We start from the raw sequence: 14,223 nt of genomic DNA on the forward strand, positions 1-14,223 counted from the left end.
ATGCCCAGTCGCATCCGCAGGCGCGGGAGCGGTTTCTCCCTCGGCAAGTTCGTCGTCGCCGTGGTGGTGCTCGCGACGTTCGTCGCCGTGCTCCTCCTCAACGGCGTCCTGACCGCGAAGACCTCCTCCGACGCGGAGGGCCACCTCCAGCGGGGTCCGGACGACCAGGTGCCCGTCGCCGTGCACGACGGCGGGTCGGCGATCGACACCATCCACGACCCCGTCCGCACCCTGAGCTACCCGGCGAAGACGATCGCCCTGACCTTCGACGACGGCCCGGACCCCGAGTGGACGCCGCAGATCCTCGAGGTCCTGGAGAAGTACCAGGTCCCGGGCACGTTCTTCGTGCTCGGCTCGCTGGCCGCGCAGCACCCCGACCTGGTCCGGGAGATGCGCGCCACCGGGTCCGAGATCGGGTTGCACACCTTCACGCACCCGAACCTGGCCGAGGCGTCGACGAACCGGATCGACCGCGAGCTGACCCTCACCCAGCTGGCTCTCGCGGGCGCCACGGGCGAGATCTCGTACCTCGTGCGGCCGCCGTACTCCTCGCGCTCCGACGCGCTCACCAACAACGAGTACGAGGTCGTGCGGGAGCTCGGCGAGCGCGGGTACGTCACGGCGCTGACCGACTTCGACAGCCGCGACTGGGAGCGCAAGGGCGTCGAGGTCATCGAGAAGGCCTCCACTCCGAGCTCCGACGCCGGCGGCGCGCTGCTGCTGCACGACGCCGGCGGCGACCGGACGCAGACCGTCGCCGCGCTGGACCGGCTGATCCCGCAGCTGCAGGCGCAGGGCTGGCGGTTCACCACGGTGAGCGAGGGCCTGGGCCTGCCGACGGCGAACACGCCGGCCGACACCTGGGACCGCGTCTTCGGCACGATCCTGGTCGGCGCCGCGGGCGTCTCCACCTACATCGTCCGTGGGCTGGAGTGGCTGCTCCTGCTGGTCGGCGCGCTGGTCGTCGCGCGGCTGGCGATCATGGTCGTGGTCGCCCGCCGGCACGCGAAGCAGAGCCGCCTCGCCACCCGCAGCCGCAGCGGCCCGTGGTTCACCGACCCCGTGTCCGTCGTGGTGCCCGCCTACAACGAGAAGGAGTGCATCGAGCACACGGTGCGCTCGCTGGTCGCGAGCGACCATCCCGTCGAGATCATCGTGGTCGACGACGGCTCGACGGACGGGACGCCGGACATCGTCGAGCGACTCGGCCTGCCCGGGGTGCGCGTGCTCCGGCAGCCCAACGGCGGCAAGCCGGCGGCGCTGAACGCCGGCATCCGGGCGGCGCGCCACGAGATCGTCGTGATGATCGACGGCGACACCGTCTTCGAGCCGACGACGGTCGGGACCCTGGTGCAGCCCTTCGTCCGGCCCGAGGTCGGCGCAGTGGCGGGCAACGCGAAGGTCGCCAACCGGCGCAGCCTGGTGTCGCGCTGGCAGCACATCGAGTACGTGATGGGCTTCAACCTCGACCGCCGCGTCTACGACCTGTGGCGCTGCATGACCACCGTGCCCGGCGCGGTCGGCGCGTTCCGCCGCAGCGCCCTCCTCGAGGTCGGCGGCGTCAGTGACGACACCCTCGCCGAGGACACGGACCTCACGATGGCGCTGTGCCGGGCCGGCTGGCGCGTGGTCTACGAGGAGCGCGCCCGCGCCTGGACCGAGGCGCCGGGCACCCTGGGGCAGCTGTGGCGGCAGCGCTACCGCTGGAGCTACGGGACCATCCAGTCGATGTGGAAGCACCGGGCGTCGGTCGTGGCGCGCGGGCCGGCGGGACACTTCGGCCGCGTCGGACTGCTGAACATCGCGCTGTTCCAGGTGGTGCTGCCGCTGCTCGCGCCGCTGGTCGACGTGTTCCTGGTCTACGGCCTGTTCTTCCTCGACCCCGTGACCACGCTGGTGGCCTGGGGCGGCGTGCAGCTCATCCAGCTGTTCGCCGCGGTCTACGCGTTCCGGCTGGAGCGCGAGAAGATCGGCGTGCTGTGGCTGCTGCCCTTCCAGCAGATCGTCTACCGGCAGCTGATGTACGCGGTGCTCATCCAGTCGATCATGACCGCCCTGGCGGGCATCCGGCTGAAGTGGCAGAAGCTGCGCCGCACCGGCGACTTCGGTGGCGCGCCCGTCGAGCGGACGGTGGGCGCAGGCCTGTAGTCCGTCGTGAGTGGCGATGGTCGCTCCAGCGACCATCGCCACTCACGGGCTCAGTGGAGCGAGGGGTGCAGCTGCAGGTCCAGGCCGGCGACGTCCGCAGCGACCGGGACCTCGCGCCGCGGGACCGCGTGCTCGCGGACCGGCAGGGCGCCCTCAAGGGCGGCGAGCACCGCGTCCGTGACGCCCGCCAGCACCTCGTCCGTGGTCACCTCGCGGCCCAGCTCGGCGGACAACGAGGTCACGCCGGCGTCGGTGATCCCGCAGGGCACGATCCGGCCGAACTCGGCGAGGTCGGGGTCGCAGTTGAGGGCGAAGCCGTGCAACGTCACCCCGCCCTGCACCCGGACGCCGATGGCGGCGATCTTGCGCTCGGGGCGCAGGTCGTCGGCCGGGAGCCACACGCCGCTGCGGCCGTCGACCCGGCCGGCGGTGCTCACGCCGAGGCCGTGGCAGACCGCGATCAGGGCCTCCTCGAGCCGCCGCACGTAGTCGACGACGTCGAGGGGCTCGCCGAGCGAGACGATCGGGTAGCCGACGAGCTGGCCCGGGCCGTGCCAGGTGATCCGGCCGCCGCGGTCGACGTCGATGACGGGGCTGCCGTCCGTGGGACGGTCCTCGGGGCGGGTCCGCTTGCCCGCGGTGTACACCGACGGGTGCTCGAGGAGCATGAGCACGTCCGGTCCGGTCCCGGCGCGCCGCGCCTCGGCGTTGGCGCGCTGGACGTCCCAGGCGGTGAGGTAGTCGACCGTGCCGAGCAGGTCCACCCGAACGGGGTTGGGGGAGCGGCGGCACGAGGTTCCCTGGCTGGCCACCGGCCCAGGGTACGCCCGCGTTCCGGAGCGGCAGGGCGGGCGTGGCCACACCACAGGGACCTCACACCCGGCGCTCATGTCAGGGCGCGCAGCACCTCCGCGGCCGCCCGCCGCCCGCTGACCAGGGCGCCCTGGGTCGACGGGGTGTCCCGGTGGTCCCCGCACACGAAAAGTCCGTCGCCGAGCGCGACCCCGCTGCGCAGCGGGCGGCCGGGGAGGAAGGCGGGCAGCGCCCCGCGGATCTCGGCGAGGTGCACGAGCTCCCACCGGTAGGTGCCGGTGCCGTAGATCCGGGCCAGCTCGCGGCGCACCTCGGGCTCGGGGATCGCCGGGCCGACGACCGTCGAGGACACCAGCGGGCGGCCGGAGGCCGAGTACTCCGGGGCCGCCGGCGTGAGGACGACGGTGTTGGCGACGGGCCCGCCGGTCCCGTCGAGGTGCAGGACCGGCTCGTCGGCCGGGGGCTCCGGCATGGTGTGGTACCAGGTCGTGAGCGTTCTGGTCTCCGGTGCGGTGACGCCGGGGAGCAGCCGCGCGGCGGTCGCCGCGTCCGTCGCGACGACCACGGCGCGGGCGGTGACCTCGCCGGCCGCCGTCCGGACGACCGGGGTGGGCCCGCCGGTCACGGCCTCGACCGGGGTGTCCAGCCGGACCGGCACCCCGACGGCCAGGCGCCGGGGGAGGGCCTCCATGCCGTCGGCCGGCACGAAGACCCGGCCGAGCGCGAAGCTCCGCCACACCAGCCGGACGAAGCCCTCGCTCGTCGCGAGCTCGCGGTCGGCGAGCACGCCCGAGAGGAAGGGCCGCAGGAAGGTCTCGGTGGCCGTGCCGCCCAGCCCGGCGGCGGCCAGGTCCGCGGCCGCCGACCGGGCCGTGCGGAGGGCGGTGCGGCCCGGCGGGGTGCCGAGCACCCGGGCGGTCCACGCGGCGAGTTTCGCCAGGTCTGCGGGCGGGAGCGCGCGCAGCGAGGCGGGCGCCGCGGTGGGGGTGCGCAGTGGGTTGACGAACCGGCGAAGCGAGCCGTCGGCGGCCCGGATCGCGGCGCCCGGGACGAACGGCCGCATGGCCAGCGACTCCGGCCCGTCCGGCCCGAGGACCGTGCGCAACGCGGGATAGGCGGTGTTGAGGACCTGGAACCCGCGGTCGCAGCGGAAGCCGTCGACGACGTCCGTCGCGATCCGGCCGCCGACCCGGTCGGCGGCCTCGAGGACCGTCACGTCGAGCCCGCGGCGGCGCAGGATCCGCGCGGCCCGCAGCCCGGCGACCCCCGCCCCGACGACGGCGACGTCCGTGTCGGTGCTCATGCCCGGACGGCGGCGGAGAGCGCGTCGGCGAGGGTGGTGTGCCGGAACGTGAAGCCGGCCCCGAGCAACGCCCGCGGCACCGCACGCTGCGAGTACAGCAGCATCTCCCGGCCCATGTCGCCGAGCACGGTGCTCACCGCGAAGGCCGGGACGACCAGCGGCGCGGGCCGCCCGACGGCGCTCGCGAGGGTCTGGGTCAGGACCTTGTTGGTCACGGGGGCGGGCCCGGTGACGTTGACCGGGCCGCTCAGCGCGTCGTTCTCGACGGCGAACCGGATGGCCGAGACCTCGTCGTCGAGCGAGACCCAGGGCATGTACTGCTCGCCGCTGCCGATCCGCGCGCCCAGGAACGCCTTCCACACCGGGCGCATCAGCGCCAGCAGCCCGCCCGACGGCGACAGGACCAGCCCCGTGCGCAGCCGGACCACACGGGCGCCGGCGTCCGCGGCCGGGGCGGTGGCGGCCTCCCAGTCCCGGCAGACCTCGGCCAGGAACCCCTCGCCCGACGGCGCGGACTCGTCGATCTCGTCCGGCCCGGCGTCGCCGTAGTAGCCGACCGCGGAGCCGCTGACGAAGGCCGGGACGCCGGCCCGGGCGACGGCGGTGGCCAGCACCTCGGTCGGGACGTTGCGGCTGTCCCGGATGGCCTGCTTGCGCGCGCCGCTCCACGGCCGGTCGGCGATCCCGACGCCGCCGAGGCTCACCACGGCGTCGGCCCCGTCGAGGGCGCCCTCGTCGATCGCGCCCGACGGCGGGTCCCAGCCGCGCTCGTCCGGGGCCGACGGGGCGCGGCGGACCAGCCGCACGACCTCGTGGCCCGCCTCCCGGAGGCCGGCGACCAGGGCGGTTCCGATCAGGCCGGACGAACCGGCGACGACGACGCGCACGGCCCGGATCCTTCCGAACCCGGCCGGAGCGCGCGACCCGGGCACGCCGACACGGGTGCGTGAGAACGGCCGGAGGGGCCCGCGACCTGCGGGACCCCTCCGGGTGTGACGTTGCGGCGGGCGTCAGAGGCCGAGCTCGGCCTCGAACGCACCCTCCTCGAGCCGGGCGCGGATCGCGCTGACGAACCGGCCGGCGTCGGCGCCGTCGACGATCCGGTGGTCGTAGGTCAGCGGCAGGTAGCAGACGGACCGCACGGCGATGACGTCCTCGCCGTCCGGGCCCGCCACGACCTTCGGCTCCTTCGCGATCGCGCCAGTGCCGAGGATCGCGACCTGCGGCTGGTTGATGATCGGCGTGTCGAACAGCGCGCCGGCGCTGCCGATGTTGGTGATCGTGAAGGTCCCGCCGGACAGCTCGTCGGGCTTGATCGTGTTGTTGCGGGTGCGGGCCGCGACGTCGGCGATCTTGCGGGCGATGCCGGCCAGCGACAGGTCCTCGGCGTTCTTGATCACCGGGACGAGCAGGCCGCGCGGGGTGTCGACGGCGATCGCCAGGTGGACGTTGCCGTGGTACTCGATCTGCTTGCCGTCCTCGGAGATCGAGGCGTTGACGGCCGGGAAGGCCTTGAGGGCCTCGACCGTGGCCTTCGCGAAGAACGGCAGGTAGGTGAGCTTGACGCCCTCGCGCTGCTCGAAGGCCGCCTTCGCCCGGGCCCGCAGCTTGGCGATCCGGGTGACGTCGACCTCCTGGACGGTGGTCAGCTGCGCCGAGACCTTGAGCGACTCGGTCATGCGCTGGGCGATGACCTGACGCAGGCGCGGCATCTTCACCGTGGTGCCCGGCTGCGGCCCGTCGGCGGCGCGCGACGGCACCGTCGTGGGCTCCTTCGGGGCACTGGTCGGGGCGCTCGGCGCGGCGGCGGCCGGCTGCTGCGGGGCCGCGGCGGGCTCCGGGGCCTTGGCAGACTCGGCGGCGGCCAGGACGTCCTGCTTGCGGATGCGGCCGCCGACGCCCGAGCCCTCGAGGGTGTCGAGGTCCACGCCGTGCTCCGCGGCCAGCTTGCGGACCAGCGGGGTGACGTACGGCGGGGCGGAGGTGCCCTTGGTCTCGGCCTTCCCGTTGCCCGACGGGGCCGGCGCGGTCTCGGCGGCGCGGGCGGTGTCCTCGGTCTCCGGCTTCGCCGGCTCCGGCGCGGCCTGCTCCTCCTTGACCGGCTCCTTGGGGGCCTCCTGCTTCGGGGCCTCCTCCTGCTTCGGGGCCTCCTGCTTCGGGGGCTCCGGCGTCGGCTCCTCGGCCTGGGCGGGCGCGGCGTCGGCGTCGCCGATGACGGCGAGCTGGCCGCCGACCTCGACGGTGTCGTCCTCGCCGACGGACAGCTCGAGGACCGTGCCGGCGACCGGCGACGGGATCTCGGTGTCGACCTTGTCGGTGGAGACCTCGAGCAGCGGCTCGTCGACCTCGACGCTGTCGCCGACCTGCTTGAGCCAGCGGGTCACGGTGCCCTCGGTGACCGACTCGCCGAGCTCGGGCATGGTGACCGGGGTGCCACCGCCGGAGGACTTGCCGGTCGAGGCCTTCGGGGCCTCCTGCGGCTCCTCGGCCTGCGGCGCCTCCTGCGGCTCCTCGGCGGGCTCCGGCTCGGGCTCCGGCTCGGCGGCCTCGGACTGCGGCTGGGCCTCGGGCTGCGCGGACCCCTCGTCGGAGCCGGCGTCGCCGATGACGGCGAGCTCGCCGCCGACCTCGACGGTCTCGTCCTCACCGGCGACGATCTTCTGCAGCACGCCGGCGACCGGGGACGGGATCTCGGTGTCGACCTTGTCGGTGGAGACCTCGAGCAGCGGCTCGTCGACCTCGACGGTGTCGCCCTCCGCCTTGAGCCAGCGGGTGACGGTGCCTTCGGTGACGCTCTCACCGAGGGCGGGCATCTGGACGGAGAAGGCCATGTCTGCTCGGATCCTCTTTCGACGTGCGGTGGTGTGGTCCGTTCGGGACCTCAGCCGTGGGTGTGCAGGGGTTTGCCGGCCAGGGCGAGGTGTGCCTCGCCGAACGCCTCGTTCTGGGTGGGGTGGGCGTGGACGAGCGGGGCGACGTCGCCGGGCTCGGCTTCCCAGTTGTAGACGAGCTGGGCCTCGCCGATGAGTTCGCCGACGCGGGCGCCGACCATGTGGATCCCGACCACCGGGCCGTCCTTCGCGCGGACCAGCTTGATCGCGCCGGAGGTCTGCAGGATCTGCGACTTGCCGTTGCCGCCGAGGTCGTAGGTCAGGGTCTCGATCTCGCCGAACTTGTCCTTGGCCTGGGCCTCGGTGAGCCCGACGGAGGCGACCTCGGGCTCGCAGTAGGTGACCCGGGGGATGCCGGCCTCGTCGATCGGGGCCGGGTCGAGCCCCGCGATGTCCTCGGCCACGAAGATGCCCTGCTGGAAACCGCGGTGGGCCAGCTGCAGGCCCGCGACGATGTCGCCGACGGCGTACACGCCGTCGAGGTTGGTGCGGAGCCGCTCGTCGGCGGTGACGAACCCGCGCTCCATGGCCAGCCCGGCCTCCTCGTAGCCGTGGCCGGTGGTGTTCGGGCCGCGGCCGACCGCGACGAGCAGCAGGTCGGCCTCGATCTCCTCGCCGGACTCCAGGGAGACGGTGACGGTGTCGTTGACCTGCTTGGCCCCGGTGAACTTGACCCCGGTCTTGGCGGTGATCTTGCGGCGGCGGAAGGCGCGTTCGAGGAGCTTGGAGGCGAACTCGTCCTCGTTGGGCACCAGCCGGGGCAGGGCCTCGACGACGGTGACCTCGGCGCCGAAGGAGCGCCACACGGAGGCGAACTCGACGCCGATCACGCCGCCGCCGAGCACGACGACCCGCTGCGGGACGTCGTCGAGGGTCAGGGCCTGGTCGGAGGTGATGACGCGGCCGCCGATCTCCAGCCCGGGCAGGGTCTTCGAGTAGGAGCCGGTGGCCAGCACGACGTTCTGCCCGGTGTAGGTGGTGCCGTCCACCTCGACCGACTTCGGTCCGACGAAGGTGCCGGCGCCCTCGACGAGCTCGATCTTGCGGGACTTCACCAGGCCCTGCAGGCCCTTGTAGAGGCGGCCGACGACGCCGTCCTTGTAGGTGTTGACCCCGGTCATGTCGATGCCGACCAGCTGGGAGAGCACGCCGACCTTGGCTCCGTCCCGGGCGGCGTCGGCGACCTCGGCCGCGTGGAGCAGGGCCTTGGTGGGGATGCAGCCGCGGTGCAGGCAGGTGCCGCCGAGCTTGTCCTTCTCGACCAGCACCACCGACATGCCCAGCTCGGCGGCCCGCAGGGCGCACGCGTAACCACCGGAGCCACCGCCGAGGATCACCAGATCGGCAGTCCGTTCGGGCACGTCGGTTCTCCTCACTCGCGGCGTCGGTGACCCGGTGCTCCTTCCGGGCGGCCCCATCTTGTCACTCGGCGACCGCAGTCGCTGGAACAGGTCCGGGAGAAATCCGGACAGGTCGCGCGTTGGGTGGGTGACGCCGAGAGCAGCGGAGGGCTCATGGGACTGTTCGGCCGCAAGCGCGCCGGTGGGCGGCGTGGTGCCGCGGCCGAGGACGCCGAGCACCTGCGCGCCTGGACGGCGGTGCGCGAGGGCGTGGAGGCGTTCGTCGAGCCCCGTACCGCCGTGACCGAGACGACGATGATCCTCGTGGCCAAGGACGGGGAGTGGACGCGGCGCCGGGTCGCCGGTCCGGACGGTGCCCGCAAGCTCGCGCGGTCGCTGCGGATCCCGGTCTACGACGTCCAGATCGTCGGCTACCCGAAGCGGATGCGCGACCACGACGCCCGGCAACGGGTGCTGCGCGAGCGGGAGCGCCGGCGGGGGCTGGGGGAGCTCGGCGGCTACAGCTAGCTCCTACCGAGTCTTGCGGGCGCCGATCGCCTGCATCACGGGAGCGGCGCGCAGCAGCGGGCCGGGGGCCAGGGCGGTCAGCCGCATCATCGCGCCGCGCCAGCCCGGGACCGTCTTGTAGACGCGCCCGGTGCCGAACAGCCCGACCAGCTCGGTGGCCACGCGGTCCGGGGTGAGCAGCACACCGGACCGGACGAGCGCCCGCGCCCGCGGTTCCATCGTGTCGAGCAGGGCCGTCGCGACGCCGTCGGGGTTGATCGCGTGCACCCGGATCCCGTCCGCCCGCACCTCGGCCGACAGCGCGGAGGCGAGGGAGAGCACGGCGGCCTTCGTCGCGGCGTAGAGCGAGAGGCCCGGCACGGGCCCGAGCCCGGACAGCGAGGCGGTGATCGCGAGGTCGCCCCCGCCGCCCTGCTCGCGGAACGCGGCGATCGCGGCGCGCGAGCCCCACACCGGGCCCAGCAGGTTGATCTCGACCAGGGCCCGGGCCTCGGCGTCGGTCAGCTCGGCCAGCGGGCCGCCGGTGCCGACGCCGGCGTTGCTCACCCACGCGCCGAGGGGCGCCAGCTCACGGGCGCGGGCGGCGACGGCGTGCGCGGCGGCCGGGTCGGTGACGTCGTAGGCGGCGGACTCGCCGCCGATCTCCGCGGCCGTCGCCTTCGCCGCGGTCTCGTCGACGTCGGTCACCAGGACGCGGTAGCCGCGCCCGGCGAGCTCGCGGGCGATCGCCGCGCCGATGCCGCGCGCGCCACCGGTGACGACGGCCGAGCGGGAGCCTGTGGGGACCGAGTGGGCGACACGGCGGCGGATCACCGGCGTGACCTTACCCGCGGGTAGCTCTCGGGGGAGCCCCGAACGCCGATCCGGGGGATCACCGGATGTCCGGTCCGTCCCCGGCGGATGGACTCCGGGAGTGCCTCCCGCAATGCTCTCCCGGTCGCGCCCGTCCACCTCCGCCCGTACCTGGCGGCGGCTCGCCGTCTGGGTCCACCTGCTGTCCTCGGTGGGCTGGATGACCTGCGCGCTCGCGCTGTTCGCGCTGCTCGTGCCCGCCCTGCGGGGTGGCGCGTCGTGGGCGGTCGAGGCGGCCCACCACCTCGACACCCAGCTGCTCGCGCCGCTGGCCAACACGTCCGCCGCGACCGGCCTGGTGCTCTCGCTCGGCACCGCGTGGGGGCTGGCCGTGCACCGGTGGGTGTTGACGAAGCTCGTGATCACCCTGGTGCAGCTCTACCTCGGGATCTTCGTGCTGTCGGGGGCGCTGGACACCGCCTCCCACACGCTCCGCGTCTCGCCCGCCCTGGTCGTCGGCACGGCGCTGATGGCGAGCGCGATCGCTGTGCAGGCCTGGCTCTCGGTCACCAAGCCCGGCGGGCGCACCCGCTGGGGCACCCGGGGCGGGCGGCCGGTCACGCTCCCGACCGCGCCGCCTCGGGTGTTCGCGCTGGTCGTCGCCGCCCCGGTGGTGGACGTGACGCTCGGCCTGCTCCTCGGCTTCCCCTCGCCCCTGTGCTCGCTGACCGCGGTGCTCGTCGCCGCGGTGGTCCGCCACCGCACCCTCCGCCGCCGGGGCGTGCCGGCGTAGCTCCCGACTCGCGGTGCCAGAGCTCCCGACTCGCGGTGCCAGAGCTCCCGACTCGCGGTGCGGGAGCTCCCGACTCGCGGTGCCAGAGCTCCCGACTCGCGGTGCCAGATCTCCCGACTCGCGGACGCGTGGGGGCGGCTCCCGGACGTCGGTGCGGCCCGACGCGCGACGCATGATCGCCGTCGCCGTGCGCCCAGGGCGGACAGTCGAACCGCGGATGCACGCAGGCGTCGATCATGGCGGCGCGCACGGGTTGGTGATCACCGTTTGCGTGCAGCGGCGGCCGCGGACACCACGCCCACCGCACACGATCGTCGATCTTCGACAGGAAGCGACCTCGAAGCGGCGTCGGGTACCACCACGGCCTTCGAGTCCGGCGCCGCGCCGGAGCTCCCGACTCGCGGTGCGGGAGCTCCCGACTCGCGGTGCGGGAGCTCCCGACTCGCGGTGCCGGAGCTCCCGACTCGCGGTGCCGGAGCTCCCGACTCGCGGGAGCCCGGCTCGAGCCGCGAGCCGCGGGTCAGCCGTTGGCGGCGATGTCCTCGAGGAGGGCGACGAGGGTGCGGACCGGCACGCCGGTGCCGCCCTTGGGTGTGTAGCCCCAGGGGCCCCCGGTGTTGAACGACGGGCCGGCGATGTCGATGTGCGCCCACGGCAGCCCGTCCGCGACGAACTCGCGCAGGAAGATGCCGGCGGCGAGCATGCCGCCGAAGCGGTTGCCGGTGACGTTGGCCAGGTCGGCGATGCGGGAGTCGAGCTCGCCGCGCAGGTGCTCGGGCAGCGGCATGGCCCAGGCGTCCTCGCCGACGGACCGGCCGAGCGCGGCGACCCGGTCGCGGAAGTCGTCGCTGCCCATGACGCCCGCGGTGCGGGTGCCCAGCGCGACCATCTGCGCGCCGGTGAGCGTGGAGGTCTCGACGAGGTAGTCGGGGTCGTCCTCGGCGGCCCGGACCATCGCGTCGGCCAGGATCAGCCGGCCCTCCGCGTCCGTGTTGAGCACCTCGACGGTCTTGCCGCCGTACATCGACAGCACGTCGCCCGGCCGGTACGCGGTGTCCGACGGCATGTTCTCGGCCATCGGCACGGTCGCGGTCACGGCGACGGGCAGCTGCAGCTTCGCGGCGAGCACCGTCGTCGCGATCACCGCGGCGGCGCCGGACATGTCCGACGTCATGTGATCCATGTTGGCGGCGGGCTTGATCGAGATGCCGCCGGTGTCGAACGTGATGCCCTTGCCGATCAGCGCGACCTTCTTCGCGGGGTTCTCCCCGCCCGACCAGCGCAGCCGGACCAGCCGCGGCAGCCGCGACGAGCCCTGCCCGACGCCGAGGATGCCGCCGTACCCGCCGGCGGCCAGCGCCTCGTCGTCGAGCACCTCGACCGCCAGCCCGGCGGCCTCGCCCAGCTCGCGGGCCCGCGCGGCGAAGGTCTCGGGGTAGAGCGCGTTGGGCGGGGTGTTGATGAGGTCCCGCGCGGTGCTCACCGCCTGGGCGACGGCGAAGGCGTGCTCGAGGACGTCCGCGTCCGCCCCCGGGAACTCCACGGACTCGATCGGCTTCTTCCCGGCCGTCGGGTCGCCCTTGAACGCGGTGAACCGGTAGGCCCCGAGCAGCACGCCCTCCGCGGCGGCGGTCAGGTCGACCGCGCCCAGGGTGCTGACCACGCGGCCGCTGCCGGCCAGGGCCCGGGCCACCGCGCCCGACGCCCGCCGCACCTGGTCGGCGGGGATCGCGCCGGACTCGTCCGGCTTGCCGAGCCCCACCCCGACGACGAGCGGGGAGCCGACCGCCCCGCGCGAGGGCAGCTTCACGACCTCCTCGACCTTGCCGGTGGCGCCGGCGAGCGCGAGCAGCCCGGCGAGCGTGCCGTCGAAGGCGGCGTCGATCTCCTCGGCGCCGGGCGCGAGGACCGGCTCGGCGCCGTTCCCGTTCGAGCCCTCGCCGTTGCCGTTCGCGCCCGGGAGCAGGCCGACGACGAGGACGTCGGCCTCGGCCGCCGCGGCGGGCCCCTCCAGGGCGCCGATGCGGGTGCCGGTCTGCGGGACGGTGGTCGTCAAGGCGGGTCTCCTCGGTCGGGGTCGGGCGCCGCCCGGCGGTCCCGGGGCGGGGTACGGCGGCGTGAGCGGGTTGGCATCGCCGGGCCCGGGGCGCCGCACCGCCCGTCGACGAGCGGTCCGAGCGCCCGGCGAGACCTCTTCGAAATGCTAATGACACCGTCGCGGGGCCGTTTCGCACAGGGTCGGATGCAATGGTGGTGACCGTGGCAACGACCCTCGGACGCCGCCTGGGTACCGCCGACGTGGTGGTGCTCGGGCTCGTCGCCATGCTCGGGTCCGGGGTCTTCGCCGTCTTCGCACCCGCCGGCGCCGCGGCGGGGCCGTGGCTGCTCCTGGCGGTGCTGCTGGCCGCGGTCGTCGCGGGGACCTGCGTGCTGTCCACCGCGGAGCTGGTGCTCGCGGGCGGCTCGGGCGGGGCGAGCTTCTCCGCCGGGTACACGGCCGGCTACGTCGCGGCCCGGGACCGCCTGCACCCCGTCGCGGGCCGGCTCGCCGGCGTCACGCTGCTGATCGGCGGGGTCGCCTCGGCGGCGGCGGCCGCGGGCGTGTTCGGGGCGTACGTGCTGCCGTCGAACCCGCTGGTGGCCGGGATCGTCGTGATCGTCGCGGCCACGGTGCTCAACGTCGTCGGGGTCCGGACGACCGCCCGCTCCTCCTGGCTGCTGGCCGGCGGGACGCTCGCGGTGCTGGTCGTGGTGGTGGTCGTCGGGCTGCTGGGCCCGGGTGGGGAGCAGACGGTCTCGGCGGCGGTCACGGCAGCGGGCGAGGCCCGCGGGGTCGCGGTGCCCGTGCCGCAGGCCTCGCCGGGTGCGCTGGGCGTGCTCTCGGCCGCGGGGCTGGTGTTCTTCGCGTTCGTCGGGTTCGCCAACGTGGCGACCTACCGCGAGGAGGTCCGCACCCCGGCCCGCACCCTGCGCCGCGCGATCCCGATCGCCCTCGCCGTCTGCACGCTGACCTACCTCGCCGTCGCGGGGGCGCTGCTGATGGGACTGGGCACGGACCGGATCGGCGAGGAGCACGCGCCGCTGGTCGCGCTCGTCGACACCGGCCAGGCGCCCGCGCTGGGCGTGCTGGTGCGCATCGGCGCCGCGGCGGCCGCCGGCTCGACGCTGCTCGCCGTGCTGATCGGGATCAGCCGCACGGCCATGGAGATGGGGGCCCGGGAGGACCTGCCCCGCTCGTTCGCGAAGGTCTGCGGCAGCGGCGCCCCCTGGCGGTCCGACGTCCTCGGCGCGGCCCTGGCGATCCTCGTCGCCGTGCTCGCCGGGCCGGTGGCGTCCATCGCGCTGTCGGCCTGCGCGATGCTGCTGCACTACGCGCTCGTGCACGCGGCGGCGCTGCGGGTCCCCGACCGGCGGACCCCGGCCTGGGTGGCGGCCGTCGGGTTCGTGCTGTGCCTGGGGCTGGCCGCGCTGCTGCCGCGGACGTCGGTGCTGATCACCCTCGGCGCCCTGGCGGTGGGCTGGGGGCTGTCCGAGCTGTCGGCGCTGCGGGCCCGCCGGAGACCGCCGCCGCCGCAGGAGGAGGCACCGGGGGAGCAGGCGGCCTGAGTACGGTTT

The 14,223-nt window shown here is 74.7% G+C and carries 11 protein-coding genes; 4 read left to right on the plus strand and 7 right to left on the minus strand.

Annotated features, from left to right (window positions below):
• Positions 1-2,148: a bifunctional polysaccharide deacetylase/glycosyltransferase family 2 protein gene (locus PKE99_RS07660; RefSeq protein WP_051736763.1), complete on the plus strand. Its 2,148-nt coding sequence runs from the start codon at positions 1-3 to the stop codon at positions 2,146-2,148.
• 50 nt (positions 2,149-2,198) lie between these two features.
• Here the strand turns inward: PKE99_RS07660 and lipB are convergent, their stop codons facing one another.
• The 5 genes from lipB to lpdA all read right to left on the minus strand — a co-directional run bounded on the left by lipB (position 2,199) and on the right by lpdA (position 8,516).
• A complete protein-coding gene (gene lipB / locus PKE99_RS07665; RefSeq protein WP_037040790.1) occupies positions 2,199-2,960 on the minus strand; it encodes a lipoyl(octanoyl) transferase LipB in 762 nt (253 codons plus the stop codon).
• A gap of 74 nt (positions 2,961-3,034) precedes the next feature.
• Positions 3,035-4,264 (minus strand): FAD-dependent oxidoreductase, encoded by a 1,230-nt coding sequence (locus tag PKE99_RS07670; RefSeq protein ID WP_037040792.1) that lies wholly within the window; start codon positions 4,262-4,264, stop codon positions 3,035-3,037.
• On the minus strand, positions 4,261-5,151 hold the full coding sequence (locus PKE99_RS07675; protein WP_037040794.1) for a TIGR01777 family oxidoreductase: 891 nt from the start codon (positions 5,149-5,151) through the stop codon (positions 4,261-4,263). Before PKE99_RS07675 ends, PKE99_RS07670 begins: the two co-directional genes overlap by 4 nt.
• 123 nt (positions 5,152-5,274) lie before the next feature.
• Entirely contained in the window at positions 5,275-7,095 is a 1,821-nt protein-coding gene (gene sucB / locus PKE99_RS07680) for a 2-oxoglutarate dehydrogenase, E2 component, dihydrolipoamide succinyltransferase (RefSeq protein WP_037040796.1), read from the minus strand.
• Between the two features lie 50 nt (positions 7,096-7,145).
• Positions 7,146-8,516: a dihydrolipoyl dehydrogenase gene (gene lpdA / locus PKE99_RS07685; protein ID WP_037040797.1), complete on the minus strand. Its 1,371-nt coding sequence runs from the start codon at positions 8,514-8,516 to the stop codon at positions 7,146-7,148.
• A gap of 153 nt (positions 8,517-8,669) precedes the next feature.
• Between lpdA and PKE99_RS07690 the strand changes: the two genes are divergently transcribed.
• Positions 8,670-9,023: a hypothetical protein gene (locus tag PKE99_RS07690; protein ID WP_037040799.1), complete on the plus strand. Its 354-nt coding sequence runs from the start codon at positions 8,670-8,672 to the stop codon at positions 9,021-9,023.
• Between the two features lie 3 nt (positions 9,024-9,026).
• Here the strand turns inward: PKE99_RS07690 and PKE99_RS07695 are convergent, their stop codons facing one another.
• On the minus strand, positions 9,027-9,836 hold the full coding sequence (locus PKE99_RS07695; RefSeq protein WP_231498038.1) for an SDR family NAD(P)-dependent oxidoreductase: 810 nt from the start codon (positions 9,834-9,836) through the stop codon (positions 9,027-9,029).
• 112 nt (positions 9,837-9,948) lie between these two features.
• On the opposite strand from PKE99_RS07695, the gene PKE99_RS07700 reads away from it, so the two are divergent.
• A complete protein-coding gene (locus PKE99_RS07700; RefSeq protein WP_037040800.1) occupies positions 9,949-10,608 on the plus strand; it encodes a hypothetical protein in 660 nt (219 codons plus the stop codon).
• Positions 10,609-11,128: 520 nt separating this feature from the next.
• Here PKE99_RS07700 and PKE99_RS07705 read toward each other — a convergent pair.
• Positions 11,129-12,664, minus strand: a complete 1,536-nt coding sequence (locus tag PKE99_RS07705) for a leucyl aminopeptidase (RefSeq protein ID WP_425566480.1) — start codon at positions 12,662-12,664, stop codon at positions 11,129-11,131.
• A gap of 203 nt (positions 12,665-12,867) precedes the next feature.
• Between PKE99_RS07705 and PKE99_RS07710 the strand changes: the two genes are divergently transcribed.
• Positions 12,868-14,214, plus strand: coding sequence for an APC family permease (locus tag PKE99_RS07710; protein ID WP_197040452.1), 1,347 nt, complete (start codon positions 12,868-12,870; stop codon positions 14,212-14,214).
• The last annotated feature ends 9 nt before the right edge of the window (positions 14,215-14,223 follow it).

This window comes from Pseudonocardia halophobica, from assembly GCF_027922425.1.
In the GTDB taxonomy this organism is placed as follows: Bacteria; Actinomycetota; Actinomycetes; order Mycobacteriales; family Pseudonocardiaceae; genus Pseudonocardia; species Pseudonocardia halophobica.

Excerpts from the sequence above, each read along its gene's own strand:
- PKE99_RS07670 (WP_037040792.1), bottom strand. The coding sequence starts at position 4,264 with ATGAGCACCGACACGGACGTCGCCGTCGTCGGGGCGGGGGTCGCCGGG.
- sucB (WP_037040796.1), bottom strand. The coding sequence starts at position 7,095 with ATGGCCTTCTCCGTCCAGATGCCCGCCCTCGGTGAGAGCGTCACCGAA.
- PKE99_RS07660 (WP_051736763.1), top strand. The coding sequence starts at position 1 with ATGCCCAGTCGCATCCGCAGGCGCGGGAGCGGTTTCTCCCTCGGCAAG.
- PKE99_RS07700 (WP_037040800.1), top strand. The coding sequence starts at position 9,949 with ATGCTCTCCCGGTCGCGCCCGTCCACCTCCGCCCGTACCTGGCGGCGG.
- PKE99_RS07690 (WP_037040799.1), top strand. The coding sequence starts at position 8,670 with ATGGGACTGTTCGGCCGCAAGCGCGCCGGTGGGCGGCGTGGTGCCGCG.